Origin of the sequence: Mesorhizobium sp. M0184, assembly GCF_040322215.1 — a bacterium.
Lineage (GTDB): Bacteria > Pseudomonadota > Alphaproteobacteria > Rhizobiales > Rhizobiaceae > Mesorhizobium.
This window is the reverse complement of the sequence record NZ_JAMYSZ010000003.1, coordinates 190,784-215,727: the sequence shown is the minus strand read 5'-3', so window position 1 is coordinate 215,727 and position 24,944 is coordinate 190,784. Positions and strand designations below refer to the sequence as shown.

The following is a 24,944-nucleotide window of genomic DNA, read 5'->3' as shown; positions in this document are numbered from 1 at the left end:
GCCCTGTCCTAAGGATAAGAATCATGCGCCTCTTGATACTCGGCACCGGTTGGATGGCGGAGGAGCACGCCAGGCAGTTCGGCAAGATCGAGGGCGTCGAACTGATCGGCGCCGTCGATCTCGACCGTACGCGTGTCGACAAGTTTTCGGACATCTACGGTATCCCCAACCGGTTCGCGTCGCTGGACGAGGCGCTGGCGTGGGGCAAGTTCGACGCGGTGGCGAACGTGACGCCCGATCGCATCCACCATCCGACCACCATGATGCTGATCGCGGCGGGCAAGCCGGTACTGTGCGAGAAACCGCTGGCCGAAAATTACCAGAAAGCCAGTGAGATGGCCGATGCCGCCGAGCGGGCCGGCATCATCAACATGGTCAACCTGACCTATCGCAACGTCGCGCCGCTGCAGAGAGCGCGCGCCATGGTGCTGGCCGGCGAGATCGGGACCGTCAGGCATGTCGAGGCGTCCTATCTGCAGAGCTGGCTGATATCCAAATTCTGGGGCGACTGGCGCACCGATCCGAAATGGCTGTGGCGGCTGTCGCGCGGCCACGGCTCCAATGGCGTGCTGGGCGACGTCGGCATCCACATCCTCGATTTCGCCAGCTATGGCGCGGCGCTCGACATCGACCATGTGTTCTGCCGGCTGAGATCCTTCGACAAGGCGCCCGGCAACCGGATCGGCGAATACGAGCTCGACGCCAACGACAGTTTCACCATGGCGCTCGATTTCAGCAATGGCGCTTTCGGCGTCGTCCATGCCAGCCGCTGGGCAACCGGCCATCTCAACGAACTCCGCCTGCGCATCTACGGCGACAAGGGCGGCATCGAAGTCGTGCACAATCTGACCGGCTCGGAGCTGAAAGCCTGCGTCGGCCAAGACGTCGAGAACGCCAAATGGCAGGTTCTGGATGCCGGAACGGTACCGACCAACTACCGGCGCTTCGTCGATGCAGTCCGCAACGGCGTCCAGGCCGAACCGTCATTTCGCCATGCGGCCGAATTGCAGAAGGTCCTGGACCTCGCAGTCGTCTCGGATGAGAAGCGGGCCGAATTGAGCACCGATACGCAGCGATATCGTTCAGGGAATCGTGAGAGGAGCCAGCCATGATCACGCGGCGCGCCGAATGTTCCTGCGGTCAGCTGTCAGCCACTTGTTCGGGCGAGCCGCAGCCGCTGCAAGGAAGTAGGGCGGCTTTGATCGGAATGAGATTTTTCGCCGAACAAGGGATGAATGTCCGCCTTGGAGGTGGTGAGGCCGATATCGGAATGGCAGAAATCGGTCGATTCGAGCCGTTGCGCGAAGGGCAGCTTTTGAGAAGCGCCATGAATGTCGCGATATTGGCGCTACCTACTCGTTCCCATCGACGAGACGAATGGCAGCATTCCACCACCGTTCCCGGTCCTCGGCGGCGGACGCGATGAACGGCTCGATTGAGCCCGAAACGAACTTCTGTCACGTTGGTAACCTGGCGCCACCTCCTCAGCAAGATATGTGCTATTCTGAGGCTATGCCCGCGCCCTCCGACCGATCACCCGACAAGTCGCCGGAAGACGGTGCAGTTGCATCGGATCCGTATGCGGAGCTAGCCAATCGCGGCGATTGGTCCAGGCTTCACCGCGAACTGTCAGACAGAGACCGCTGCAGGGAACTTGGCGGCGCCGAGCTCCAGCGCCTCGGGGAAGCCGCCTACATGCTTGGGCGCGAGGAGGAATTCGTTCGGGACTACGAGAGGGCCTTCGAAGAGCATCTCCGGAACGGACGCGAACGATCCGCAGCGCGTTGCGGCTTCTGGATCGGGCTAACCCTGATGTTTCGCGGAGAATTCGCCCAAGGCAGCGGATGGCTGACCCGCGCCAACCGGCTGGTCGAGGATCATACGCAGGAATGTGCAGAACACGGTTACCTTCAGCTCCCAATGGTCGAACAACGTCTCGCCGCCGACAGGCCGGACGAAGCATTCGCGCACGCAACACGTGCCGTGGAGATCGGACAGCGCTGCGAAGATCCGGACCTCTTGGCTATCGCGCGCCACCTTCAGGGCCGGATATTGATCCTGCGCGGCGACTATGTGCGCGGCTTCCAACTGCTGGACGAGGCGATGGTTTCGGTCACCTCGGGCCGGCTCTCACCGATCGTTACCGGGCTGGTCTACTGCAGCGTGATCGAGATCTGTCAGAAATTTCATGCCACGGGCCGGGCGAGGGAATGGACCTCGGCGCTGGTCGGATGGTGCGCGGGACAGCCCGACATCGTTGCCTTCACCGGCAGATGCCTGATCCACCGGGCCGAAATTCTGATCCTCGACGGCCACTGGGACGAGGCCGGCCGCGAGGCCGGTGTCGCCAGCATCCGCCTTCAGCAGGGGCCCTCGAAGCACCACGCCGGTCCGGCATTCTACCAGAAGGGCGAGGTATTTCGACTCCGCGGCCAATGGAACGAGGCCGATGCCGCCTATCGCGCGGCGAGCAGGCTCGGGTTCGATCCGCAGCCGGGGCTGGCGCTTATGCGATTGCAGCAGGGGCACGAGCAGCCGGCCCTTTCGGCGATCCGCCGCGCACTGCAGTCCGTCGACGACCTGCCGGGCAAACTCCGCCTCTTGCCGGCTGCGGTGGAAATCACTCTCGCCGTCGGTTCGGCCGATGACGCTTGGGAGCTGTGCGAAACACTGCACGACTGCGCGCGCCAATATTCCGCGGATGCAGTCCGCGCCGCAGCCGCCGAGGCTACCGCGCGGGTGCTGATCCATGCTGGTCGAGCCGCGGAGGCATTGGCCCATATCCGGCGCGCGGTAGCGATCCTCTGGGACCTTCGGGCGCCCTATCATCTTGCCCGGATGCGGGTGCTGACAGCGCGGGCCTGTCTCGCAACCGGCGATACTGAAGCGGCGCAGACCGAATTGGACGAAGCGATAAGACTTTTCCGCGAGCTCGGCGCGCGCCCCGACGAAGCCGTTGCCGGCAAGCTGCGGGTCACCATGACGGCGACAGGCAGCGAAGTTCTCACCCCCAGACAGACGCAGGTTCTGCGCCTGATCGCGTCAGGCCTGACCAACCCGGAAATTGCCGGCGAGCTCGGTCTGAGCCAGCGGACGGTAGACCGTCACGTTAGCGATATCCTGACGCGGCTGAACGTGCGCACGCGCGCGGCAGCCACGGCCTATGCGGTCGAGCACGGCCTGATCGGCATGGTCGTATCTGGGTAATCCTACCCAAGCCAAATTTCTCGCTGCGTGGGTACTTACGCCGAAGCGGGCAACCGTGGCGCGGGTCTAAACCTCATGGCGTGGTAAAGGCCACAGGAGGTTTTCCCGATGCAAACGAATAATAACAGCATGAGCGGGCCGGGCGGTGTCTGGCTCGCCACCGGAACGCTGCTGCTTGCGGCTGCGCTCGTCTTTCACGGGCCACCGGACGCGGATTTGTCTGTTCAGATGCAGAATATCGCCGAGGGCCATGGGCGATGGGCTACGGTCCATTGGACGGCGGCAGCGGCGCTGTTCCTGATCGCCGGCGCTTCGTTCCTGAACCTGGCACTCAACCCCCGGGTCCGGCGTTCGCCGATGCTGAGTTCTGCCTGGATAGTGATGGCTCTCGGCGCCCTGACCACGTTCTCCACCGCAGTCGCCGAGGCATCGGTGGTCGCGCTCGCGGCCGACCGGGGTGACACCAACGCCTTCATGACCTGGTGGGCGTTTTCCGGCGGCATGGGTAACGGATTCTGGGCGCTCGCCCTGGCGACAGCGCTTGTCGCGTATCACGACGCCCGCGATGACGTCGGGATACTGCCCCGATGGGCCGCGATCGTCGGCTCGGCGTTCGGTATCCTTTCGGCAACCGGGTGGACACTCGGTGAGCAGCTCGGGATCGGCATCGGAGGTCCGATCTGGCTGATTTCCTCGCTTCTCATGTGCCTGTGGCTCGCGTGGTACGGGCTGTCCTCAAGGAGCCTCCGGTCGGGCAAGCCACAGCGCAAAGCGCCTGATCCAGCATCATCTTAAGACAGGAGGAAAACATGTCCCTTCAAACGAAGGAAATCGAAGCGACGATCCACGACGTCCACGAATTCTTCACCGACTGGGTGACGGGCCGATGCCGTGGCGACGATGCGACGTTCAAGAAGAACGCGCTCGACCGGATCAGCGATGATCTGGTCGCCATCATGCCAGGCGGCAGGGCGTTCGGGAAAAAAGACTTCGCAGGTTACATGAAGAGCATCTACGGATCGAATCCGGCCTTCCGTATCAAGATACGCGACATCCGGATCAGCCATCAAAGCGCCGACCTGGCGGTCGTGAACTACCACGAATGGCAACGCGACGCGAAGGACTCCGATCAACCGAACAATGGCCGGGTCACGACGATGGTGGTCTGTGATCGCGGCTACAGCCGGGGGCCCGAGATCTTGCAAGTTCATGAAACCTGGCTCCCAGCCGATGTCGTTCAGTCCGCGGATTTCGCGTTCTGAGAAGCGTCGGTCCGAAACGGGCAGAGAAAGGATTTGCGCTGGCGGGACCATCGGCTCTGCCGGCGTCATGGAGCCAGAACTGTGCTTCTTTTCAGCCCGAATTGATCCACATTCAACGGCCGGCTAGCCTAGCAATCCGGCCATTCCATGCGTTCGCGTGGAGCGTCGGCTCGCCACCCATTGCTGCCGCTTGGTCGGCTGAACGCTTCGGCAGATCTTAGGCCCAGAGCGGACGCTAACCCGGCGCAAGATTTGGTCGCGAACAGGGCGGCCACGTCCGCAGGAGCCACGAAAGGAACCAGATCGGCGCTCCGGGGCAGGGATTTGGAAAGTATAATTACCTATGTTTCTGGTACTTTGAGGAAGTTCATCTGCGGGACATTCAACCGCAACCGGCCGGCAGGCTTTTCGGCAAAGCTTCCCGCATCCCTCATTGCGGCAAGGATGAGCTCCAGCGCCGGTCCTGCCTGGCTCAAAACCTCTCGCCGGCTTCAGTCAGGCTCGTCGCCCTCGTGGTCCGCGTCAGAAGGGTCGCGCTAAGCCGCGCTTCCAGTTGCCTGATCATCTTGCTGATCGCCGACGGCGAGACCCGAAGTGTCTTGGCCGCGGCCGTGAAGTTGGCCGGCGCCGCTGGTTTCGCATGTTTCTTGGCGAACAGACGCCCGAAGCAGCGTTGGCCGCAGCCGACGATCCCGTCCCGGTCCCGGCCAAGAAACGCGGAAATCTATGCGAGGCCAATCTCTATGTCGCGGAGTTTTACCGGCTCGACGGCCGTGACGATGAAGCCTTGCGGCGGTACCGGCTTGCGGTACGCGACTGCCCCCACGACTTCATCGAATATGTCGCGGCAGGCAAGGCACTGCGCGCGCTCGGTGTGTCGCCATAGTGCGCCGCTGCGGATGATCCATTGTAGGCTCGAGCGCAACCTCGGCGCAAAGGCGACGGCAGGTTCGGTGCGTATTGTCGCTGCTGTCAATGCCGCAGGATCTTGCTGAGGAAGGCGCGGCTGCGGTCGGTCTTCGGGTGCGAGAAGAACTCATCCGGCGTGCCGCTTTCGACGATGGCGCCCGCGTCCATGAACACGACGCGCTGGGCGACCTTGCGGGCAAAGCCCATCTCGTGCGTCACCACCATCATGGTCATGCCTTCCTCCGCCACCGCGACCATGACGTCGAGCACTTCCGAGATCATCTCGGGATCGAGCGCCGAGGTCGGCTCGTCGAACAGCATGATCTTGGGGCGCATGCCGAGGCAGCGCGCGATCGCCACGCGCTGCTGCTGGCCACCAGACAGCTGCGCCGGATAGGCGTTCACCTTGTCGGCGAGGCCGACCTTGGCGAGCAATTCGCGCCCGGCCTTCTCGGCTTCAGCGCGCGGGATCTTGCGGACATGGATCGGCGCCAGGGTGACGTTCTCGAGCGCCGTCTTGTGCGGGTAGAGGTTGAACGACTGGAAGACGAAGCCGATCTCGGTGCGCAGCCGCGTCATGTTGGTGGCGGGGTCGCCGAGGCGCTGGCCGTCGACCGTCAGGTCGCCGTCGCGGATCGTCTCCAGCCCATTGATGCAGCGGATCAGGGTGCTCTTGCCCGAGCCGCTCGGGCCGCAGACGACGACCACTTCGCGCGGCTCGACGCTCAACGTAACATCCCTGAGCACGTTGAGCTGGCCGAACCATTTGTTGACGCCGCGAAATTCGATCATGCCGGTGCCATTTTTGCTAGGGTTCGACATCACAATTGCAACTCGCCATGCGCCGCGCCCATGCGCTGCTCCAGCCGGCGGGCCAGCATGATCAGGGGGTAGCAGACGATGAAATAGCCGAGGCCGACCAGGAAGAAGACGAGCAGGCCGTTCGGCACACGCTGCACCACCAGCCAGCCGACGCGGGTGAGGTCGGTGAGGCCGATGGCCGAGACGACCGATGAATCCTTGATCAGCAGCACATATTGCCCGACCAGCGGCGGCAGCACGATGCGCATCGCCTGCGGCAGCACCACCTGGCGCATGCGCTGCCAGCGCGACAGGCCGGACGCAAGTGCTGCCTCGACCTGGCCGGTCGGCACCGAGCGGATGCCGGCGACGACGATCTCGCAGATGAAGCAGGCGGCCAGGTTGGTCAGCGCGATGATGCCGGCGGTGAAGGCGTCGAGCTCGATGCCGAGTTCCGGCAGGATGAAGAAGATCAGGAAAATCTGCACCAGGAACGGCGTGCCGCGGATCAGGTCGACCCAGGCACCGATCGCGCCGCTGATCAGCCGGTTGCCGCCGGTGCGCAGGATGCCGAGGCCGAAGCCGAGCAGCGTGCCCAGCACCAGGCTGATCAGCGACAGCACCACGGTCATGCCGAGGCCGCGCAGCGCCAGGGGATAGCTGCCGGCGACGCTTTGCAGCTGCTGCCAGATCATGTCCGTGTCCCCGCCAGGCCGAGCCAACGCCCGGACAGTGCCGCCAGCCCCTTCAGCCCGTAATAGAGCAGGAGGTAGAAGGCGGCGATGGTGATGAAACCTTCGGCCGGCATGAAGCGGTCGGAGGCGAGCAATTGTCCGGCGCGCGTCAGTTCGGCGACCGAGATCAGCGACAACAGCGCGGAATCCTTGACCAGCACGATTGCCTGTCCGAGCAGCGGCGGGATCGTCACCTTGAACGCCTGCGGCAGGATGACCAGGCGCATGCGCTGGACATAGGTCATGCCCGAAGCGACGCCGGCCTCCACCTGGCCGCGCGGGATCGACAGGATGCCGGCGCGGATGATCTCGGCGACGTAGGCGCCGCTGTTCAGCGACAGGGCTAAGATGCCGACGACGAGCTCGGGCAGGACGAAGCCGAGCCGCGGCAGGCCGAAATAGAGGAAATAAAGCTGCGCCAGCAGCGGCGTGGCGCGCACCGCGTCGATATAGGCCTTGGCCGGGACGCGGAACAGCCGGCCGCGCTGCAAATTCATGGCGGCGAGCACGATGCCGACGGCGAGCGCGCCGGCAAAGGAGAGGACAGACAGCCACACGGTCGTGACGAGGCCCTGCCCGAACAGGGGCAGATATTCGACGATGGTGCGGAAGCTGAAGTTTTCGAGCATTTTGGACGGTGAATGGTGAATGGTGAATGGTGAGTATGGAATAGTGAATTGGGAATAGGAGCAGCAAGTAGCGAGTAGCGAGTAGCGAGTAGCTCTTCTCTACTCCCTATCCCCTACTCCCTACTCACTATTCACCATTCACTCTACTTAGTGATCCTTCTTCCAGGCGTCGGAATTGACCCAGTAATCGAGGTTCTTCTGCAGGCGGCCGTCGAGGCTGACCTGGTCGAGGAACAGGTTCATCCAGACCAGCAGGTCCTGCTCGTCATAGCGCGTGGCGAAGGCCAGCGGCTCCTTCGACAGCATATCCGGCATGATGGTGAAGCTGCCGGCCGGATAGGCGGTCGACTGGCCCTTGACCGCCGAGACGTCGTTGACGCCGCAATCGGCCTGGCCGTTGTTGACGGCATCGAGCAGCAGCGGGCCGCCGCCCTTGTAGCTCTTGATGTCGGCATCGGGGAAGGCGGCCTTGGCTTCCTTCTCGCCGGTGGCGCCGAGCAGCACCGCGATCTTGGTGCCCTTGGCCTTGCAGTCCTCGGTGGACTTGAAGGCGGTACCAGCCTTGGTGAAGACGGTGCTGCCCGTGTACATGTAAGGCTTGGTGAAGGCGACCTTCATGCCACGCGCCAATGTCGGCGTCATGTCGGCGACCAGAAGATCGGCCTTGCCCGACAGCAGCGCCGGGATCAGGCCGTCCCAGTCGAAGTCGAGGAAGGTGATCTTGACGCCCATTTCCTTGGCCATCAGTTCGGCGAGTTCGACCGAACTACCGGTGCGCTCGCCGGCAGCACCCACCAGCGAGAAGGGCGGTCCCTGCGTCTGCACGGCGACGCGCAACTCACCGCGCTTGGTGATCTCGTCGAGGGTTCCGGCACTGGCGGCGGCGGTGAGGCCGGCGAGCGCAAGTCCGGCGATGAAAAGCTTGGCAATCTTCATTTGGGCATTCCTCCTTGTTGTCGTTTGTTGTTCCACTTGTTGTTTCACCCCTTTGATTTCCGTTGGGGGGGCGCTTTTGAGCGGCGGCGCCGTTGCCGGCGGCAACCACCGTTCGAAAATCTTCAATCCCAGCTCACCGTTTCGGCAACCTTGATGCCGCGCCTGGCCAGCTCATCGAGGAAGCGGCCATCGGGCACATGCAGCAGCGGGTTGAGCAGGCCAGGCGTGGCGATCTCACGCCGTGCCAGCATCTGCACCACGATGCTGGCGGGATAGCCGACGCCGAGGCTCATGCCGAACAGGCCGGAGGCGAGATCGCGTTCGATGATCAGCTCCGAGGTCACCGTCTTGCGGCGGCCGCCTTCGCTGCCGACAAAGACGTTGCGCATGACGCAAAGGTCCTTTTCGTCCGCGCCATATTGCAGTTGCGGGCCAAGCAGCCGGCCGAGGAATTCGCGTGGGCTAACGCCGGTGCCGGGCACCTTGTCCTCGGACAGGAAGCCGAGCTGCTTCAGCGGCGCCCAGAACGCCGACCAGCCGGGCCAGCGCAGCGAATAGCGGCCGGAGCGCTGCAGCCCCTTGGCGGCGGCGAGCATGCCGGCATAATGCGGCGCGTCGCCATTGGGGAAGGCTTCCAGCCTGCCCAGCCCCGCCACCTCGATCTCGTGGATGAAACGATTGTCGTGCTGGCGGGCGGCCGGCACATCGACCCGTTTGCCGTCCTCGACCAGCACGCTGTCGCGGTTCTGGCTGACCAGAACCATGTCGAAATTCCAGCTCACCTTGTAGCGCAGCGGCTCGACCACCGCTTTCGGCTCGGGAATGCCGCCGCAGTAGGAATCGATCGCGGTGATGGTGTCGAACTGGCTTGCGGCGCGCGCGTAGAGCACAAGGTCGACGCCGGGGTCGAGCCCGCATTCGGTGACGATCGAGACGCCGGCCTTTTCGGCCTCGGGAGCGAGGTCGGCGATGGACTTGCCGTAATTGGTGGTGACCAGCGGCGTGCGCGTCGTGATCGCCGCCTGCACCGCCTCGCGCATCAGCGGCTGCGGCAATAGGTCGATGACCGCGTCGACATCGGCCAGCACCTCCGTCAATACCGGACCGATCGCGCCTTCCGGCACGACGAAACGCACCCGGGCAAGGTCGGTCAGGCCGCCAAGCCGCGCAGCGCCGTCGGTTGCGGTGTCGACACAGACCACTTGCTCGACGCCGTCGCTGGCAACGAGGTCGGCGATCGCCGCCCGGCCTTGCAGGCCGAGGCCGCCGAGAACCGCGATCTTCATGCCATTTCCTTCCGCGTCTCGTCCGACCAGCAGCCTTCCGGCAGGCTGACCCATTTGTTGCAGCACGCCATGACGACGAAGGTCTCGCTGCGCACGACCTCGCCCGGCTCACCGGCGCCGGGGATCAGCTCGCTGGTGACGCGGTAGAGATCGGCGACATCGCCGGCCACGGTTACGTCGACGATGATGTCGAAGCGCCCGGTGACGACGGCGGCCGAGTTCACGAAAGGCAGTTCGGAGATGCGCTGCGCCAGTTCTCGCGCCCGACCGCGCCCTTGCGCATTGATGCCGACGATGGCCGAGATCAGCTCGGGGCGTTCGGTCAGGTTGAGCAGCCCGACTATCTTGAGCAGGTTGCGGTCGAGCAGGTTGCGCAGCCGCATGCGCACCGTCGGCACCGAGATCGCCATCTTCTCGGCGAGGCGGTTGACGCCAAGCTGCGCATCTTGCGACAGCAGCTTGACCAGTCGCCGGTCGGTCTGATCGAGATGTTCCCGCAAACGCTCAGGCTTTCATAAAGGGAAAGAAACGATCGTATTTTCTTTCTGATATGAAAATACCTTATGAGAGATTTTTAAGAACGGCAAGAGCCATGTCATCCGCCGTGCCGCTGTGCCTATCGGCAGTTTCGTCGATGTCGCCACATTTTGTTCTTGCTTTGTGCCGGCAGCTATGCTACTAATTTTCGTATGGTGCTGATTCACACCGACGACCCGCCCGCCGAGGCGGTTTTTTTGTGTTTAGGATACCTTTGGAGGTTCAGCGCCGCCGGTTTGAGGCTGGCGGGACAGCGCCGTTCGGGACGCGCTGTGTTCGAGGGTGCGCAAGAGGTGCAACGCACCTCCATAGCACGCCGACCAAGTTGGTGGGGGCGCAGCCGCAACTCATTGTACCTTCACCTGATGGGCGGAACGGCTCATCCGCAATATGGCCAAAAGCGGCTTTTCGATAAAACTGTAGCTGGCCAGGCAGACGGCAATGCAGGCGGTAACAATAGCCGCGCCTGCAAGCCATGGTGACAGATTGGCGCTTGCAACGACAGGAGCGGTCGCAAGTAGCACGATAGGATGCGTCAGATAGAGAGAGTAGGAAGCATCGCCCAATATTGCCAGCACGCGAGGAGCAAAAAGCCGGAAGTAGCTTTCCAGGCTGATGCAAGCCGCGACAAGGATCAACGCCGGGATTCCCTGAGCAAGGGTTCGCGGCAAGTCGAAGCCAAGTACCATCACCAGCACGGACATGATGGCGAACACGATTGCCGAGGCACCCAGGAAAACAGGCAAACGCGTCAGCCCGCGGACCAGGTGGCCGAGAGCCATGCCGGCAAGGAACTCAAACAGGATTGGCGTGGTGTAGAAAAACAGCACAGTGTCGGCGGCGGGTTTGAAGATGATGCGTGCAGCAACGGCGATTGCAAAGACAACGCCGACCGCGGCCATTTGCGTCAACCTGCCAAAACCCATAGTCGCCGCGAACAGAATGTAAAACAGGATTTCCAGATTGAGCGTCCAACCCACGCCAAGCACCGGTTGGACATAGCCTGTGACCGTATCGAGATAGGGTATGAAAAGCAGGCTATTGGTGGTCTGCTCAAGAGACACTGCACGACCGGCAAACAACCAAAGTGCGGCGACCATGAGGAAGGTCATAACCCAATAGAACGGAACGACGCGCGTGAACCGCTGCATCAAAAAAGCGGGATCGTTGATGTGCTGATTAATCGCCGGTTTAATTAATATATAAAGTTTTAGATAGATTTTATTGACACCACTGGCGGCCATACTTTAGACCCGCCCGACTTTGGCCTGCCTCCCTATCAAATCCTGGCATCTCCCCCGTAAAGAGGAGATCGGCGGACATCGACGCTTTCCACGCGCTAACGACTGGTCTCGAAGATCGCGACGGCTGCCGCTGTCAGCGCGGCGTTACCGGATGCCACCGTTCCATCAGGAAACTCCTTGCCGTCTTCCAGTCCGACACGCGTCGACCAGCCACGCGCCGCCGCCCGGTGCACGAAAGGCCAGACCGTGGCGTCGGCGCCGTGCAGCAGGATTGCCCGGCGCATCCTGGCGCCGTCGAGCACGGCGGCGATATCGTCGCTGATCTCAAGCGCCGCGTCCGGCTCCTGCTCGGAGATTTCGATCAGGATGCGCAGCACGCGGTTGCCATGGTCGAGGCTCACCAGGCGTTCGGCGTCGGCAACGGAGGCGAGCCCGGCCTCGATGCCGACGCCGCGCTGTCGCAGGAGATCCATGACAGCGGGCGCGGCATTCTCGCTGAGATTGACCGAGGCATAGTCAGGCAGCTCGCTCCAGCCGGCGATCGCGGCCAGCGTGCGCGCATCGTCATTCTCGATCCAGGCCCCTGTCGACACGCCGATCAGCGTTCCAGGGCAGGCGCGGCGGAGCGCCAGCACCGTCCGGTCCATCGCCGCCGGAGCCAGGCTTTCGCGACCGTCCAGCCCGCGGGCATGGACATGCAGTTCGGCGGCACCGGCGGCGACGCAGGTCGCACCGTCGCGCGCCATGGCCTCCGCCGTCAGCGGCAGGTGCGGATGATAATCGGCGCTGCGCGCGCCATTGATGCAGGTCTGGACGATCATGCTAGGGGCAGTCCGGTTGCGGTTGCTGCCAGTCTAGCGCGGGCCAGTGAAAACCGGAATCGCGCTGGCGAAGGCTCCTGACATATGGACGCGGCACAGCCTGAATCAGTCTGGCAGAATGCACCTCTATCGTGTTCGGCTCAGTCTTCTTAGCAAACGAACATCCGTCGGGCGACGGTCGGGGCGATGCCGATGAACGCGCTGTAGTCGGCGATGGCGTGGTCATAGTCGCCTCGTTCCGTTAGGGTATTGCCGCGCTTGAAATAGGCAATACCACGGTTTTCGACGGGCTCTGTCGCATCCTCGATCATGCGCGTGCAGGCGGCGATCCGCGTGCTTGCCTCGACCACGTCATCGCTGACGCAGTCGCTGCTGGCAGTCAGCGCCGGAAGCCCCGTGACAAGCAGAACGATGAGACCAGCCAGCGTGCGCCAGAAAAACCTGTGCCGTTCTCGAACCGATCCGGTCAATTCGCTCCTCGGGTCATCAAAAAGTCTTGGAAATTGTCTTCACGGAACCGCGCCCAACTCGTGCAGAGCGGCCTTGGCCGCAACGTATTCGTAATAGTCCCCAGGGCAATCGCTGGCAGCGACCCGGTAGAGCCGCAAGGCTTCGCCGTCATGGCGTTGCAGCCGATCGAGTTCGGCGATGAACAGGTTCGCCTCGCACGAATTGCCACGCTTCTTGGCCGGGTCGGCGTCGTCGGCTGCCGCCGATACCTCGGCCGGCGTTAGTTCTCCAAGCAGCATGCGAACCGCTGGCGCCGGCCATTTGGTCATATCGAGCTTTTCAGTCGCTTCCTGCAAGTGGCCCACCGCACCGCTGCGACGCTCGGTCATCTCCAGCCAGATCGCAAAATAGGCATTATCGGGCTTGAGCGTGGCCGCCTGTCCGAAATCGGCTTGCGCCTTGGCCAGCGCGCCGGAATAGAAGAAGAGAATGCCACGGCCAAGATAGGCATAGGCATATTTCGGATCGAGGCTGATTGCCTGATCGTAGTCGGCGGTCGCGCGGGCGTAGTCGCCCTTTGCCGACCAGACGAAGCCGCGGCCGTCGTAACCAGGGGCACCTTTCGGATCGAGGCTGATCGCCTTGTCGTAGTCGGCGATGGCGCGGTCGTCCTCGCCCTTCTTTTGCCAGATCCGGCCTCGGTTCCTGAAGGCTTTGGCATGTGCTGGATCGAGCATGATCGCCTGGCCGTAGTCGGCGATGGCACGGTCATTGTCGCCCTTGCGTGCCGAGGCATTGCCTCTGTTGTCGTAGGCAGTTGGGTCTTTAGGATCGAGCGTGATTGCCTGGCTGAAGTCGGCGATGGCGCCATCATAGTCGCCCTTGTCAGACCAGACGAGGCCCCGGTTGTACCAGGCATTAACGTTTTTTGGGTCGAGGCTGATTGCCTGCGTGTAGTCGGCGATAGCGTGGTCGTCGTCACCCTTCTTCTTCCAGGCAATGCCACGGTTGTTGTAAGCGGTGGCGTCCCGGGAATCGAGGCCGATCGCTTGGTCATAATCCGCGATAGCGCGGTCGTAATCGCCCTTGTGTTTCCAGGCAACGCCTCGATTGTTGTAAGCACTAGCGTCCTGAGGATTGAGGCCGATTGCTTGGTCATAATCCGCGATGGCGCGGTCGTAGTCGCCCTTGCGTGCCCAGGCGATGCCTCGACTTTGATAGGCATCGACATCGCGAGGTTCGAGGCCGATCGCCTTAGCGTAGTCGGCAATGGCTCGGTCATAGTCGCCTTTTAGTACCTAGACAGCACCACGATTGCTGTAGGCTTTGGCGTCTTTCGCATCCAGACTGATCGCCTGTTCGTAGTCGGCGATGGCTCGGTCGTATTCGCCCTTCTGTTTCCAGGCAACGCCACGGTTGTTGTAGGCTCCCGCATTTTTAGGATCGAGGCTGATTGCCTGGTCGTAGTCGGCGATGGCACGATCGTAGTCGCCCTTGTCTGCCCAGGCGTTGCCCCGGTTGCTGTGGGCATCGGAATGCTTCGGGTCGAGGCTGATGGCCTGACCATAGTCTGTAATGGCGCGGTCGTAGTCGCCCTTGTGCTCCCAGGCGACACCTCGGCTGTTGTACGCCTCGGGGTTTGTCGGGTCGAGGCTGATCACCTGGCCAAAATCGGCGATGGCGCGATCATTTTCGCCCTCCTCGACCATTGTGGCGCCTCTGACATAGTAAGCACCGGCGAATTTCGAATCGAGGTCGATCGCCTGGCCCAAATCTGCAATCGCACGGTCGTAGTCGCCTTGTGATGCCCGTGCCTCGCCGCGCTTGTAGTAGGCAGTCGCGCGGTTGGCCACAGGCTCCGTGGGATCCTCGATCATGCGCGTACAGGCGGGAATCCGCACCGCCGGATCGATCTCATCGTCGCCGACGCAGTCGCTGCTGGCGGGCAAGGCCGGGAGCGCCGAGACCAGCATGACGACGAGGCAAACGAGGAATTGCCGGACTGCCCCGTCCCTTTGTCGAACCCGTCCGATCAAATCGCCCCCCATCGCGGCAAGCCCCGCTGCATTGTATTCAACGAAATCCCCGAGACAATCGCTAACGAGTTCACCCGGCAAGAAACGGGTGGTCCGCGCGCGCCGTTTCACCCATCTCAATGACAGAGAAGCCACAGGAGGCGAAGCCATGACCATCCATTCGATAGGCGCGAAAGCGGCGGTGAAATCGGCGGAGCTGCGCGTTGCCGGATATGATTGGCGGACGCTGGCCGATGAGCTGAGCGGCTATGGCTGCGCGGTGATGGAAAAGCTGCTGACGCCGCAGGAGTGCCGGCAGATTGCCGAACTTTATTCGGACGAGAGCCATTTCCGCAGCCATGTCCATATGGCGCGGCATGGCTTCGGCAAGGGCGAGTACCGCTATTTCCGCTATCCCTTGCCCGACTTGATCGGCGGCTTGCGCACCGCGCTCTATCCGCGCCTGGCTGCGGTCGCCAACGACTGGAACGAGCGCATGGGTATCGCGCAGCGCTATCCCGACGAACACGCCGCGTTCCTCAGGCAATGCCACGAGCAGGGCCAGACGCGGCCGACGCCGCTCCTGCTGCAATATGTTAACGGCGACTTCAACTGCCTGCACCAGGATCTCTACGGCGATCTGGCGTTCCCGCTGCAGGTCGCGATCCTGTTGTCGGAACCAGGCAAGGATTTCACCGGCGGCGAGTTCGTGCTGACCGAGCAGCGTCCGCGCATGCAAAGCCGCGCCGAGGTGGTGCCGCTGCGCCAGGGCGATGCGGTCGCCTTCGCGGTCCACAATCGACCGGTCCGGGGCAGCAAGGGCAATTACCGCGTCAATCTCAGGCACGGCGTCAGCCGGCTTCGCTCCGGCATCCGCCACACCGTCGGCATCATCTTCCACGACGCCAAGTAACCGAGCCGCCCGGTCGAGGCCCGGCGGCGGTTACCGAGAAAAATCGCTGCGCACGATGCCGTGGCGCTGGAGTTTGTCGTAGAAGGTCTTGCGCGGAATCCCCAGCGCTTCGATCGTGCGCCTGACGTCGCCGTCGTTGCGGCCAAGCGTCTCGCGGATGATGTCGGCCTCGTAGCGCTCCAGCCGCTCCGGCAGCTTCATGGCGGTGTTCGATTGGGTCGGGGCAGGGGGTTGTGCTTCGGCGCCTTCCTCCAATCCAAGCACGAACCGCTCGGCGAAATGCGCCAGTTCGCGCACATTGCCCGGCCAGTCATGGTCGCTCAGATGGCGATGCACCGAAGCCGGCACTGCAGGCACCTGGCGGTGGAAACGGGCGGCGGCGCGCTCGGCGAAATAGAAGAACAGCAGGGCGACATCGTCGCGGCGCTCGCGCAGCGGCGGGATCGAGATCGTCACCACGTTGAGCCGGTAGTAAAGGTCCTCGCGGAAAGCGCCGCGCTGGCGCGGATCGCCGAGGTCGACCTTGGCGGCGGCGACGACGCGCAGGTCGACCGGGCGCACCTCGTTGGTGCCGAGCGGGGTGACCTCGCGCATCTCCAGCACGCGCAGCATCTGCACCTGCGTCGAGACCGGCATGCTTTCGATCTCGTCGAGGAACAGCGTGCCGCCGCTGGCGTGCTCGATGCGGCCGATCCGTTTCTTCTGCGCGCCGGTGAAGGCGCCGGCCTCATGGCCGAACAACTCGCTCTCGATGACGGTCTCCGGCAGCGTGCCGCAATTCAGCGCGACGAAATTGCCCTTGGCGCGGCGGCTCCAGCGATGCAGAAGGCTTGCCACCACCTCCTTGCCGGAGCCGGTCTCGCCGGTCACCAGCACATCGACGTCGGTGTCGGCGATCTGGCGTAGTGTGCGGCGCAGCCTGTCCATCGCCGGCGTCTGGCCGATCAGCGGCAGGCTGTCCTGCGCCTCTCCGGCCGCCTCGCGCAAGGCCCGGTTCTCCATCACCAGGCGGCGCTTTTCCGCTGCGCGGCGCACGCTCTGTACCAGCCGGTCGGCGGCGAAAGGCTTGGTGATGAAGTCGTAGGCGCCGTCCTTGATCGCCTTGACGGCCATGGCGATGTCGCCGTGGCCGGTGACGAGGATGACGGGAATGTCGGCATCCAGCCGCAGGATGCGATTGAAAAGCTGCAAGCCGTCGATCTGAGGCATGCGGATATCCGACACCACGACGCCGGTAAAACCGGCGTCGAGCCCGGCCAGCGCCTCAGCCGCCACCGCAAAGGCGGAGACCGAGAAGCCGGCAAGCTCCAGCGTCTGCGCGGTGGCCTTGAGGAGATCGCGGTCGTCGTCGATCAGGATCACCGGCGCGGCATTGTCGTTCGTCATGATGGCTTACGCTGCTGTCTGGAGATGAATGGTGAAGCGGGTGCCGCTGTCGTCGCTCGAAACTTCGATGCGGCCGCCATAATCGGCGACGATGTCCTTCGAGATGACGAGGCCAAGGCCAAGGCCTTTTTCCTTGGAGGTGTTGAACGGCGTGAACAGCGATTTGAGGATCGCGGGTGGAATGCCGGGTCCGTTATCGGACACGCCGACCGTCACGCCGTCCGCGGTCTCCTCGACCGACACCTGCACATGAGCGTCGTCGCGGCCGTCGAGTGCTTCGAGCGCGTTCTGGAAGAGGTTGATCAGCACCTGTTCGAGCCGCACCCGATTGCCCATGACCTTGAGGCTCGGCGGCGGCAGGTCGATGGCCAATGCGTCGAGCCGGCCGGCAAAGCGGCTTCTCAACAGCATGACGGCGCCTTCGATAACACCACGTAATTGGACAGGCTCGGCGGCGGTGCGGCCCTTGCGGGCAAATGCCTTCAACTCCTCGGTGATTGAGCCGATGCGTTCGGTAAGGGCTGCGATAGCGCCGAGGTTTTCCTCGGCCGGCCCGGTCTGCTTGCGGTCGAGGAAGGTGCGGGCATTGTCGGCATAGGCGCGTATGGTGGCGACCGGCTGGTTGATCTCATGGGCGACGCCGGCCGCGACCTGGCCGAGGATGGCGAGGCGGTTGGCCTGGACCAGATCCTGCTGCACGATTTGGAGCTTGGCTTCCGTGCTGCGGTGGCCTGTTATCTCGGCCTGCAGCCGGTCGCGGGCGCGGCTCAAATCCTCGGTGCGTTCGACGACGCGGCGTTCGAGTTCGGTGCGGGCCGCCTGTTCGGCGGCAATCCGCATCTGCGCCGACTGCCGGCGCCACAACAGATACGCGGCAAGGCCGAGCAGCGGGACGACGACGCCGAGCGCAAGAAGCCGCATTTCGCGGACGGCGGCGGCGATCGGCGCTTCGACCGGGACAAGATAGTCGAGCCGCCAGGGGGTCGAAGGAACCGTCGTGGAAAGGCTGAGATACTCCGCGTCGGTGCCGCCGGGCGTCACCGCGTGGACAATCGACACATCCGGGCTGAGCGCCCGCGGGTGCTTGATCGGCAACGGCACAAGCGGCGCATCGCCGAACTGTTGGCTGTCGCGGATCGCGGCTTGCTTAGGTGCGGCCAGCGGTGCGGTTGTCATGAAACGCCAGGACGGCACGCTGGTGATCAGCACGACGCCATTCTCGTCGCTGACATAAGCCGGGCGGTTCGCCTCGCGCCAGTCGGCTTCGAGCTGGTCGAACTCCATCTTGACGACGACGACGCCGAGCGGTGCGGCTGCATCGCCGACGCGGCGCGAAATGTAGAGGCCGGGACGCTTGCTGACATTGCCGAGCGCAAAATACTCGGCGGTTCCGGCCTGCATCGCGCCGGAGAAATAATCGCGGAAACGGTAGTCGTTGCCGACGAAGCTGATCGGCTCGCGCCAGTTGCTGGAGGCGATCGCCAGTCCATCGGTGCCGATGACATAGAGTACCGACGCCTTGGTGCCCGAGACCAGCCCCTCGAGCTTGCGGTTCAGCACATCGATTGCCGCGGCATTTTTCTGCGTCAGCGCGTCACGCACTTGCTGGTCTGCGGACAATAGCAGGGGCAGGGCACGCGGGCTTTCGAGCACGGCGCGCAGCAGCGCGACCTTCAGATTGGCGTCGGTACGCCCCTGCGCCGCCAGGGTCTTGACCTCGGCGGTGCGGCCGTAGAGGCCGGCGCCGTAGAGCGCTGCGGTGACGATCAGCAGGGCGACGGCCGCAAACAGCAGCCAGGCTCGGCGCGCCCGCCTGGCGAGTTGCTCGGGCGTCGAAGACAAGGCACCGGCGGGGCGTTGCAGCATCGCCCATTTGTGCATGAACTCGCACAAAACACAATTCGACCTATGCGGAGAGTCGCACTTAACCATGCGTCCGGCAGTGCGGACGTTTGCGAATGCTCAATAAAATCAATGCTGAAGCACTCTTCTGCGTATCTGGCACGGCTGTTGCAAACACGAATTCAGCAGTCGCGAGGCTGCTGGTCTCAAAACAACTGCCCCGGGGAGTCGAGCTTTCGATCGGGGCGCCATGGAGGACGTCATGCAGACAGCAATCGCTGCCGCCGAGCCGCGCGGCAAACTTCCCTTATACCGGCATCTTTATGTGCAGGTGCTGGCGGCGATCGCCGCCGGCGTGCTGCTCGGCCATTTCTATCCCGAAACCGGCGAGGCGATGAAGCCGTTCGGCGATGCTTTCATCAAGCTGGTGAAGATGGTGATCGCGCCGGTGATCTTCCTGACGGTGGCGACCGGCATCGCCGGTGTTTCCGACCTGCAGAAGGTCGGCCGCGTCGCCGGCAAGGCGATGATCTATTTCCTGGTGTTCTCGACGCTGGCGCTGGTCGTCGGCCTGGTCGTCTCCAATGTCGTCCAGCCCGGCGCCGGCATGCACATCAATCCGGCCACGCTCGATACCGCCAAGGTGGCGGCGTATGCCGAGAAGGCGCACGACACAACCATCGTCGGGTTCCTGATGAACATCATCCCTGACACCATCACCGGCGCCTTCGCGCAGGGCGACATTTTGCAGGTGCTGTTCTTCTCGGTGCTGTTCGGCGTCGCCCTGGCGTTGGTCGGCGATCGCGGCCGTCCGGTTGTCGATTTCCTGCAGGCGCTGACCACGCCGATCTTCCGCCTCGTCGCCATCCTGATGAAGGCCGCACCGATCGGCGCGTTTGGCGCCATGGCCTTCACGATCGGCAAATACGGCATCGGCTCGATCGCCAATCTCGCCATGCTGATCGGCACGTTCTACTTGACCGCGCTGCTGTTCGTGCTGGTGGTGCTCGGCGCGGTTGCCCGCTACAACGGCTTCTCGATCCTGGCGCTGATCCGCTACATCAAGGAAGAGCTGCTGCTGGTGCTCGGCACCTCGTCCTCGGAAGCGGCATTGCCGGGCCTCATGGCCAAGATGGAGCGCGCCGGCTGCAACCGCTCGGTGGTCGGCCTGGTCATCCCGACCGGCTATTCCTTCAATCTGGACGGCACCAACATCTATATGACGCTGGCCGCGCTGTTCATCGCGCAGGCGACCGACACGCCACTCACCTATGGCGACCAGATCCTGCTGCTTGCGGTCGCCATGCTGAGCTCCAAGGGTGCCGCCGGCATCACCGGCGCTGGCTTCATCACCCTGGCGGCGACGCTTTCGGTCGTCCCCACGGTGCCGGTCGCCGGCATGGCGCTGATCCTCGGCGTCGACCGCTTCATGTCGGAGTGCCGGGCGCTGACCAACTTCATCGGCAATGCGGTAGCGACGGTCGTGGTGGCACGCTGGGAGGGAGAACTCGACCAGACGAAGTTCGCCGCCGCCATGGCCGGCGACTTGCCGGAGGAAGTCGACCTGTCGCAGCCGGGTTTGCAGGCCGCCTGACTGTTTAGGCCACACGACTATAAGGCCCGGAGGCGGTTCGCCGGCTCCGGGGCAAAAGCGCCGGCGGTCGCAGTATGCCGCCTGAAACGCAACCTGAAGTGGCGCTATTTTCGATGCGGGGCTTGTTCCAGCCGCATTTGCAGGCCAGTATCCGCCGTGCCTTCATGGCACCGTCCGCTTCGCTCCCGACCTGATCGCGAGGCGAGACATTTCCGTCGGGCTCGGTTTGCAACATCATCCTTGCCGAACCGTCGGAGCTTTTGCTGCCGACCGCGTTCTGACTATGGCGGCAGCCCTCGAAGGCAATGGCGGCCTCACTGCGAAGTCGCAAGCGAAACGTGACCCGTCCTCCTGGTGGAAAGCGCAAGCTTTTCTGAGGGAACTCGTCGCGCCTGAAGAGGGGCGCTTGAAGAGGGGGCAGGCCCATGAGGGCCTTTGCCGAACCAAAGCAAGATGCGAGGTCAAACGCGATGCAGTCTGTCCAAAACAGGATTCCGGTATCCATCATCATCCCGAATTACAACTACGCGCGGTTCCTCAAACGCAGCATCGACAGCGCTCTTGAGCAGGACTACGCGGATGTCGAGGTCATCGTCGTCGACGACGCATCGCAGGACAATTCCACGACAATCATGGAATCTTATCGCGACGAGATCCTCGCATGCCCGCGAGCGCTAAATGGCGGACATGCGGCGGCATTCAACACCGGCTTCGCTGCGAGCTCGGGCAAGATCGTCCTGTTCCTCGACGCCGACGATTATCTTTATCCAACCGCCGTCTCTACCATCGTGGAAACCTGGGACGAGGCAACCGCCCAGGTCCAGTCCAGACTGCATATCGTCGACGAAGGGCAACGCATCAAGGATGTCTTTCCGCCGCCCGAACTGGCTTTCGACAGCGGCGACGTCATGCCGAAACTCCTGCACAAGGGCCGCTATCAGACGACCGTGACCAGCGGGCTCGCCTTTGACCGCGCAACGCTCGAATCGATCATGCCGATACCGGAGCCGGAGTTCCGCCAGGGCGCCGACGGCTATCTGGCAACGCTGGCGCCGATGTACGGGCACGTCCAGTCCATCGACGAATGCCTCGGCGCCTACCGGATCCATGGCGCCAACCATTCAGTCTTCGGTGAAAAGCTCGCCGAGCGGGCACGCTGGCGGGTAACTCACGATTTCCGCCGCATGCAGGCGCTGTCGGACCAGGCCTCCGGGATCGGCCTGACCATCGTGCCGTCGGATGCTGTCCGCCACGATCCGGTCCACCTGGAAGAGCGGCTGGCGTCGCTTTGCACGGACAGAGACCGACATCCCGTGGCCGACGATTCCCGGCTGGCGCTCGGGGCGGCCGGCGCCGTCGCCAGCCTCGAAATGACCGCATCCCTGCGGCGGCGTGCAATCCTTGCCGCCTGGTTCCTGTCGGTCGGAGTGTTGCCGCGGAAAATGGCGACCGCGGTGCTGTCGTGGAAGCTTGATGCGTCGTCGAGGCCGGCATTTTTGAGCCGCCTGTCCAAGACTATTCGCCACGCCATGGGATAGCGGCACTGTGACATAGCTCTGCCAGGTATTCGCCCGATCCGGCCAAGCGTCCATGGCGCGATCATTGCCTTTCATAGGCTTGAACTGCTCTGTAAACTATTTGCTTACGCCTAGTTGACGTGCGTAAGCAATATGCTTACATAGCGCATGATAAAGTCGTTCAAGCACAAGGCGCTGGCGGATCTCTTTCAAACCGGAAAGACCGGAAAGATAGACGCCAAGATGCATAAGCGCATCCTTGTCCGGCTTGACCGTTTGGAGGTTTCGGAAAGGCCGGATGACATGGACCTGCCCGGCTTCGACTTCCACGCTTTGAAGGGCTTCAACCCGATCCGCTACACGGTGCATGTCAACGGGCCGTGGTGCATCACATTCGAATTCGACGCCAATGATGCCGCCCGCGTCGATTTCGAACAGTACCATTGAGGCGGCCAGATTGGAGAAGGCGATTTATGAGCGTGTATGAGCCGATGCGTCCGATGGAGCGCTGCCCATCCCACCCTGGAGCGCTGCTTGACGACATTATCCCGGCAACCGGAAAGACCAAGGTGGAGATCGCCAATCTGCTCGGAATCTCGCGCCAGCAGCTTTATGACATCATCCGCGAAAAGAAGCCGGTGTCGCCGGCTGTCGCTGCCCGTCTTGGAAAGATGTTCGGCGACGGCGCCGCGATCTGGCTCAGGATGCAGGCCGCCTATGATGCGTGGCACGCGGAACGCGAGGTTGACGTCAGCGCCATTCCAAGGCTGCATGCTGCCTGAGATGCAATAGATCGGCCGAACCACCGAGGCTCTCACAAATCGATCACGGTCCCGCCTGCCTGGACCGGTCCTGCGGTTCGACGGCTCGCTCGACCAGGACATGCGCTTCCCGCGCGGCCTCGATGAACGCGTCCCTGGCGGCTTCGGTCCAGCGATCGTCGCTCATGGCGCGGCGGCATGTGCGCAGTGCCAAGCCGTGTTTGGCGCTGCCGGCGTCACGCCAGTGGGCTGTCAGCAACTCGACAGCCTGCCGTGCGTTGGAAATGTTGCGGATATCTCCCACGATGCCGACCGCAACCGCAACCGGCTTGGCAAACCATCCCTGGTTCATGGCAGAGCCCTCGACGTGTTGAACCATCTATAACGAAAATCGTAGCGCAAGGTTTCATTCGCGCCAGCCACCACGGCGTGAGGCGGCCCTCACTGCGCCTCGCGCAGCCTGACCACGACGCTGCGCGCCACAAGCACCAGCACGGTGATGACGATCAGGATCACCGAGAGTGCGGCGATCGCCGGGTCGATGTTGTCGCGCAGGCCCATCCACATCAAGCGCGGCAGCGTGATGGCGTTGACCGAGGTGATAAACAGGGTGACGCCGATCTCTTCCCAGGACAGCACGAAGGACAACAACGCCGCGGTGACGATGCCGAACTTGATATTGGGCATGATGATGCGGGTGGCGCGCTCCCACACGGTGGCGCCGAGGCCGCGGGCGGCGAGGTCGATGCGGCGGTCGAGCTGGCTGAGCGACACCAGGATCAGCACCGTGGCGAAGGGCACCGTCATCACCGCATGCGCCATGGCGACACCCAGCCAGGTGTCATAGCCGAAGAATGAGCTGACGCCAGAGATCGAGGTCAGCAGGAAGTAGAGCGTGATTGCCGAGACCACCGGCGGCACCACCATCGGCAGCAGCACGAAACCGACCAATGCTGCCGTGAAGCGCGGCTGGAACATCCAGATGCCGAGGCCGAAGCAGAGCGCCAGCACGGTGGAAAAGGCGCTGCTGACGATGCCGATCCTGATCGAGAGCAGGATCGAATTGATCCAGCGCGGATCCTCGATCAGCGCCCGGTAATGGCGCAGCGACAATTCGCCCGACGGCATCGCCAGCATGCGGCTCGGCGTCAGCGACACCGGGATGACGGCGAGCAGCGGCAGCAGCAGGAACAGCGCGACCAGGGCGGCGAGGACCAGCGAGACGGGACCGGGGCGGTAGGTCGGCATCGCGCTACACCAATTGCTTGGGTCTGATATAGCGGAACAGCAGCGCCATCAGCGCGCCGACGAACAGCACCAGCACCACGCTGATCGCCGCACCCAGGCCCCAGTCCGGGCTCTGGAAGATGCGGAGATAGATCAGCTCGGCGATCATCACGCTGCGGCCGCCGCCGAGGATCGCCGGCGTGACGAAGAAGCCGAGCGAAAAGACGAAGACGATCAGCGCCGAGCCGATGATGCCGGAGCGGGTCATCGGCACGAATACCGACCAAAAGGTGCGCATGCGGCTGGAACCGAGGCCACGCGCCGCCAGCAGCACGCGATCGTCGAGGCTGCGCATCGATGAGGCCAGCGGAAACACGGCGAAGGGAATGAGGAAATGCGTCATGCCGACGATAACGCCGAACTCGTTGCGCACCAGCGCCAGCGGCTCCGAGATGAAGCCGACCGCCTGCAGCCAGGTGTTGATCAGGCCGCGATTGGACAAAAGCGCCACCCAGCCGAAAGCGCGCGTGAGCACCGAGATCCAGAACGGCACCAGGATGCAGAACTCGGCCACGACGCGCTGCACCGGCGTGCCGCGTACCCAGACAACGGTGATGGCGTAGGCGGCGGCAACCGAAACGATCGTTACGATCGCGGCGATACGCAGCGTGCGGATGAAGACCGACTGCACCAACTGATCCGTGAGCAGCGCATTGTACTGCCCCAGCCCCGGCGCGGGCAGCGTAAAACTCCATTTGACCACGCCAAGGAATGGCCAGGCGTAGGCCAGCACAAGAAAGAGGAGCAGCGGCGCCATCAACAGCGCCGCGCCCATCCTGTCGGAGAGGTATGCTCTCATCCGGTTATCCCGGC

The 24,944-nt window shown here is 63.2% G+C and carries 26 protein-coding genes and 1 pseudogene; 10 read left to right on the top strand and 17 right to left on the bottom strand.

Annotated features, from left to right (window positions below; genetic code table 11):
• Window positions 1-23: 23 nt before the first annotated feature.
• From NKJ23_RS06170 to NKJ23_RS06155, 4 genes are all read left to right on the top strand, one after another.
• A complete protein-coding gene (locus tag NKJ23_RS06170) occupies window positions 24-1,112 on the top strand; it encodes a Gfo/Idh/MocA family protein (protein ID WP_352679117.1) in 1,089 nt (362 codons plus the stop codon).
• A gap of 583 nt (window positions 1,113-1,695) precedes the next feature.
• A complete protein-coding gene (locus NKJ23_RS06165) occupies window positions 1,696-3,207 on the top strand; it encodes a LuxR C-terminal-related transcriptional regulator (RefSeq protein ID WP_352679114.1) in 1,512 nt (503 codons plus the stop codon).
• Window positions 3,208-3,336: 129 nt separating this feature from the next.
• Entirely contained in the window at window positions 3,337-4,002 is a 666-nt protein-coding gene (locus NKJ23_RS06160) for a hypothetical protein (protein WP_352679112.1), read from the top strand.
• Between the two features lie 14 nt (window positions 4,003-4,016).
• Window positions 4,017-4,469 (top strand): nuclear transport factor 2 family protein, encoded by a 453-nt coding sequence (locus NKJ23_RS06155; RefSeq protein ID WP_352679109.1) that lies wholly within the window; start codon window positions 4,017-4,019, stop codon window positions 4,467-4,469.
• A gap of 472 nt (window positions 4,470-4,941) precedes the next feature.
• Here the strand turns inward: NKJ23_RS06155 and NKJ23_RS06150 are convergent, their stop codons facing one another.
• Window positions 4,942-5,034 carry a LysR family transcriptional regulator gene (locus NKJ23_RS06150; RefSeq protein WP_352473773.1) on the bottom strand — a complete coding sequence of 31 codons (93 nt, stop codon included), beginning with the start codon at window positions 5,032-5,034 and terminating at the stop codon, window positions 4,942-4,944.
• A 75-nt stretch (window positions 5,035-5,109) separates the two neighbouring features.
• Here NKJ23_RS06150 and NKJ23_RS06145 point away from each other — a divergent pair, with 75 nt between their 5' ends.
• Complete coding sequence (locus tag NKJ23_RS06145) at window positions 5,110-5,355, top strand: hypothetical protein (protein ID WP_352645542.1); 246 nt, start codon at window positions 5,110-5,112, stop codon at window positions 5,353-5,355.
• 86 nt (window positions 5,356-5,441) lie between these two features.
• Here the strand turns inward: NKJ23_RS06145 and NKJ23_RS06140 are convergent, their stop codons facing one another.
• The 11 genes and pseudogenes from NKJ23_RS06140 to NKJ23_RS06090 form a co-directional block, all read right to left on the bottom strand.
• Entirely contained in the window at window positions 5,442-6,170 is a 729-nt protein-coding gene (locus NKJ23_RS06140; RefSeq protein WP_352679106.1) for an amino acid ABC transporter ATP-binding protein, read from the bottom strand.
• 29 nt (window positions 6,171-6,199) lie between these two features.
• Complete coding sequence (locus NKJ23_RS06135; RefSeq protein WP_352679103.1) at window positions 6,200-6,874, bottom strand: amino acid ABC transporter permease; 675 nt, start codon at window positions 6,872-6,874, stop codon at window positions 6,200-6,202.
• Window positions 6,871-7,542 (bottom strand): amino acid ABC transporter permease, encoded by a 672-nt coding sequence (locus NKJ23_RS06130; RefSeq protein ID WP_352679100.1) that lies wholly within the window; start codon window positions 7,540-7,542, stop codon window positions 6,871-6,873. The genes NKJ23_RS06135 and NKJ23_RS06130 overlap by 4 nt, the downstream gene beginning before the upstream one ends.
• Window positions 7,543-7,689: 147 nt before the next feature.
• A complete protein-coding gene (locus tag NKJ23_RS06125; protein ID WP_023677252.1) occupies window positions 7,690-8,478 on the bottom strand; it encodes an ABC transporter substrate-binding protein in 789 nt (262 codons plus the stop codon).
• A gap of 122 nt (window positions 8,479-8,600) precedes the next feature.
• On the bottom strand, window positions 8,601-9,764 hold the full coding sequence (locus tag NKJ23_RS06120; RefSeq protein WP_352679097.1) for a saccharopine dehydrogenase family protein: 1,164 nt from the start codon (window positions 9,762-9,764) through the stop codon (window positions 8,601-8,603).
• On the bottom strand, window positions 9,761-10,264 hold the full coding sequence (locus tag NKJ23_RS06115; RefSeq protein WP_352679094.1) for an Lrp/AsnC family transcriptional regulator: 504 nt from the start codon (window positions 10,262-10,264) through the stop codon (window positions 9,761-9,763). The genes NKJ23_RS06120 and NKJ23_RS06115 overlap by 4 nt, the downstream gene beginning before the upstream one ends.
• Window positions 10,265-10,648: 384 nt before the next feature.
• On the bottom strand, window positions 10,649-11,545 hold the full coding sequence (locus NKJ23_RS06110) for an acyltransferase family protein (protein WP_352679091.1): 897 nt from the start codon (window positions 11,543-11,545) through the stop codon (window positions 10,649-10,651).
• A gap of 95 nt (window positions 11,546-11,640) precedes the next feature.
• On the bottom strand, window positions 11,641-12,366 hold the full coding sequence (locus NKJ23_RS06105; RefSeq protein ID WP_352679088.1) for a 3-keto-5-aminohexanoate cleavage protein: 726 nt from the start codon (window positions 12,364-12,366) through the stop codon (window positions 11,641-11,643).
• A gap of 149 nt (window positions 12,367-12,515) precedes the next feature.
• Window positions 12,516-12,836: a tetratricopeptide repeat protein gene (locus NKJ23_RS06100; RefSeq protein WP_352679085.1), complete on the bottom strand. Its 321-nt coding sequence runs from the start codon at window positions 12,834-12,836 to the stop codon at window positions 12,516-12,518.
• 39 nt (window positions 12,837-12,875) lie between these two features.
• Window positions 12,876-14,045: pseudogene (locus NKJ23_RS06095) on the bottom strand (tetratricopeptide repeat protein); the annotation flags it as partial.
• A 69-nt stretch (window positions 14,046-14,114) separates the two neighbouring features.
• Window positions 14,115-14,789 (bottom strand): tetratricopeptide repeat protein, encoded by a 675-nt coding sequence (locus NKJ23_RS06090; protein ID WP_352679083.1) that lies wholly within the window; start codon window positions 14,787-14,789, stop codon window positions 14,115-14,117.
• 211 nt (window positions 14,790-15,000) lie between these two features.
• Here NKJ23_RS06090 and NKJ23_RS06085 point away from each other — a divergent pair, with 211 nt between their 5' ends.
• Window positions 15,001-15,744: a 2OG-Fe(II) oxygenase gene (locus tag NKJ23_RS06085; protein WP_352679080.1), complete on the top strand. Its 744-nt coding sequence runs from the start codon at window positions 15,001-15,003 to the stop codon at window positions 15,742-15,744.
• A 30-nt stretch (window positions 15,745-15,774) separates the two neighbouring features.
• Here NKJ23_RS06085 and NKJ23_RS06080 read toward each other — a convergent pair whose 3' ends face one another.
• Window positions 15,775-17,130, bottom strand: a complete 1,356-nt coding sequence (locus NKJ23_RS06080; RefSeq protein ID WP_352679077.1) for a sigma-54-dependent transcriptional regulator — start codon at window positions 17,128-17,130, stop codon at window positions 15,775-15,777.
• Window positions 17,131-17,136: 6 nt separating this feature from the next.
• Window positions 17,137-18,996, bottom strand: a complete 1,860-nt coding sequence (locus NKJ23_RS06075; RefSeq protein WP_352679074.1) for a sensor histidine kinase — start codon at window positions 18,994-18,996, stop codon at window positions 17,137-17,139.
• Between the two features lie 238 nt (window positions 18,997-19,234).
• On the opposite strand from NKJ23_RS06075, the gene NKJ23_RS06070 reads away from it, so the two are divergent.
• From NKJ23_RS06070 to NKJ23_RS06055, 4 genes are all read left to right on the top strand, one after another.
• Window positions 19,235-20,566 carry a dicarboxylate/amino acid:cation symporter gene (locus tag NKJ23_RS06070; RefSeq protein ID WP_352578468.1) on the top strand — a complete coding sequence of 444 codons (1,332 nt, stop codon included), beginning with the start codon at window positions 19,235-19,237 and terminating at the stop codon, window positions 20,564-20,566.
• 470 nt (window positions 20,567-21,036) lie between these two features.
• Window positions 21,037-22,104 carry a glycosyltransferase family 2 protein gene (locus NKJ23_RS06065; RefSeq protein WP_352679071.1) on the top strand — a complete coding sequence of 356 codons (1,068 nt, stop codon included), beginning with the start codon at window positions 21,037-21,039 and terminating at the stop codon, window positions 22,102-22,104.
• Between the two features lie 147 nt (window positions 22,105-22,251).
• Window positions 22,252-22,530 carry a type II toxin-antitoxin system RelE/ParE family toxin gene (locus NKJ23_RS06060; RefSeq protein ID WP_352679068.1) on the top strand — a complete coding sequence of 93 codons (279 nt, stop codon included), beginning with the start codon at window positions 22,252-22,254 and terminating at the stop codon, window positions 22,528-22,530.
• Between the two features lie 26 nt (window positions 22,531-22,556).
• The gene (locus NKJ23_RS06055; RefSeq protein ID WP_352455430.1) at window positions 22,557-22,865 is read left to right on the top strand and encodes a HigA family addiction module antitoxin; all 309 of its coding nucleotides are present in this window, start codon (window positions 22,557-22,559) and stop codon (window positions 22,863-22,865) included.
• 43 nt (window positions 22,866-22,908) lie between these two features.
• Here NKJ23_RS06055 and NKJ23_RS06050 read toward each other — a convergent pair whose 3' ends face one another.
• From NKJ23_RS06050 to NKJ23_RS06040, 3 genes are all read right to left on the bottom strand, one after another.
• Complete coding sequence (locus NKJ23_RS06050; RefSeq protein ID WP_352501284.1) at window positions 22,909-23,196, bottom strand: DUF982 domain-containing protein; 288 nt, start codon at window positions 23,194-23,196, stop codon at window positions 22,909-22,911.
• 89 nt (window positions 23,197-23,285) lie between these two features.
• Window positions 23,286-24,092 carry an ABC transporter permease gene (locus NKJ23_RS06045; protein WP_352679065.1) on the bottom strand — a complete coding sequence of 269 codons (807 nt, stop codon included), beginning with the start codon at window positions 24,090-24,092 and terminating at the stop codon, window positions 23,286-23,288.
• 4 nt (window positions 24,093-24,096) lie between these two features.
• Window positions 24,097-24,930 carry an ABC transporter permease gene (locus tag NKJ23_RS06040; protein WP_352679062.1) on the bottom strand — a complete coding sequence of 278 codons (834 nt, stop codon included), beginning with the start codon at window positions 24,928-24,930 and terminating at the stop codon, window positions 24,097-24,099.
• Window positions 24,931-24,944: the final 14 nt, after the last annotated feature.

Excerpts from the sequence above, each read along its gene's own strand:
- NKJ23_RS06170 (WP_352679117.1), top strand. The coding sequence starts at position 24 with ATGCGCCTCTTGATACTCGGCACCGGTTGGATGGCGGAGGAGCACGCC.
- NKJ23_RS06165 (WP_352679114.1), top strand. The coding sequence starts at position 1,696 with ATGCTTGGGCGCGAGGAGGAATTCGTTCGGGACTACGAGAGGGCCTTC.
- NKJ23_RS06160 (WP_352679112.1), top strand. The coding sequence starts at position 3,337 with ATGAGCGGGCCGGGCGGTGTCTGGCTCGCCACCGGAACGCTGCTGCTT.
- NKJ23_RS06155 (WP_352679109.1), top strand. The coding sequence starts at position 4,017 with ATGTCCCTTCAAACGAAGGAAATCGAAGCGACGATCCACGACGTCCAC.
- NKJ23_RS06150 (WP_352473773.1), bottom strand. The coding sequence starts at position 5,034 with ATGATCAGGCAACTGGAAGCGCGGCTTAGCGCGACCCTTCTGACGCGG.
- NKJ23_RS06145 (WP_352645542.1), top strand. The coding sequence starts at position 5,110 with ATGTTTCTTGGCGAACAGACGCCCGAAGCAGCGTTGGCCGCAGCCGAC.
- NKJ23_RS06140 (WP_352679106.1), bottom strand. The coding sequence starts at position 6,170 with ATGATCGAATTTCGCGGCGTCAACAAATGGTTCGGCCAGCTCAACGTG.
- NKJ23_RS06135 (WP_352679103.1), bottom strand. The coding sequence starts at position 6,874 with ATGATCTGGCAGCAGCTGCAAAGCGTCGCCGGCAGCTATCCCCTGGCG.
- NKJ23_RS06130 (WP_352679100.1), bottom strand. The coding sequence starts at position 7,542 with ATGCTCGAAAACTTCAGCTTCCGCACCATCGTCGAATATCTGCCCCTG.
- NKJ23_RS06125 (WP_023677252.1), bottom strand. The coding sequence starts at position 8,478 with ATGAAGATTGCCAAGCTTTTCATCGCCGGACTTGCGCTCGCCGGCCTC.
- NKJ23_RS06120 (WP_352679097.1), bottom strand. The coding sequence starts at position 9,764 with ATGAAGATCGCGGTTCTCGGCGGCCTCGGCCTGCAAGGCCGGGCGGCG.
- NKJ23_RS06110 (WP_352679091.1), bottom strand. The coding sequence starts at position 11,545 with ATGGCCGCCAGTGGTGTCAATAAAATCTATCTAAAACTTTATATATTA.
- NKJ23_RS06105 (WP_352679088.1), bottom strand. The coding sequence starts at position 12,366 with ATGATCGTCCAGACCTGCATCAATGGCGCGCGCAGCGCCGATTATCAT.
- NKJ23_RS06090 (WP_352679083.1), bottom strand. The coding sequence starts at position 14,789 with ATGCTGGTCTCGGCGCTCCCGGCCTTGCCCGCCAGCAGCGACTGCGTC.
- NKJ23_RS06085 (WP_352679080.1), top strand. The coding sequence starts at position 15,001 with ATGACCATCCATTCGATAGGCGCGAAAGCGGCGGTGAAATCGGCGGAG.
- NKJ23_RS06080 (WP_352679077.1), bottom strand. The coding sequence starts at position 17,130 with ATGACGAACGACAATGCCGCGCCGGTGATCCTGATCGACGACGACCGC.
- NKJ23_RS06075 (WP_352679074.1), bottom strand. The coding sequence starts at position 18,996 with ATGCTGCAACGCCCCGCCGGTGCCTTGTCTTCGACGCCCGAGCAACTC.
- NKJ23_RS06070 (WP_352578468.1), top strand. The coding sequence starts at position 19,235 with ATGCAGACAGCAATCGCTGCCGCCGAGCCGCGCGGCAAACTTCCCTTA.
- NKJ23_RS06065 (WP_352679071.1), top strand. The coding sequence starts at position 21,037 with ATGCAGTCTGTCCAAAACAGGATTCCGGTATCCATCATCATCCCGAAT.
- NKJ23_RS06060 (WP_352679068.1), top strand. The coding sequence starts at position 22,252 with ATGATAAAGTCGTTCAAGCACAAGGCGCTGGCGGATCTCTTTCAAACC.
- NKJ23_RS06055 (WP_352455430.1), top strand. The coding sequence starts at position 22,557 with ATGAGCGTGTATGAGCCGATGCGTCCGATGGAGCGCTGCCCATCCCAC.
- NKJ23_RS06050 (WP_352501284.1), bottom strand. The coding sequence starts at position 23,196 with ATGAACCAGGGATGGTTTGCCAAGCCGGTTGCGGTTGCGGTCGGCATC.
- NKJ23_RS06045 (WP_352679065.1), bottom strand. The coding sequence starts at position 24,092 with ATGCCGACCTACCGCCCCGGTCCCGTCTCGCTGGTCCTCGCCGCCCTG.
- NKJ23_RS06040 (WP_352679062.1), bottom strand. The coding sequence starts at position 24,930 with ATGAGAGCATACCTCTCCGACAGGATGGGCGCGGCGCTGTTGATGGCG.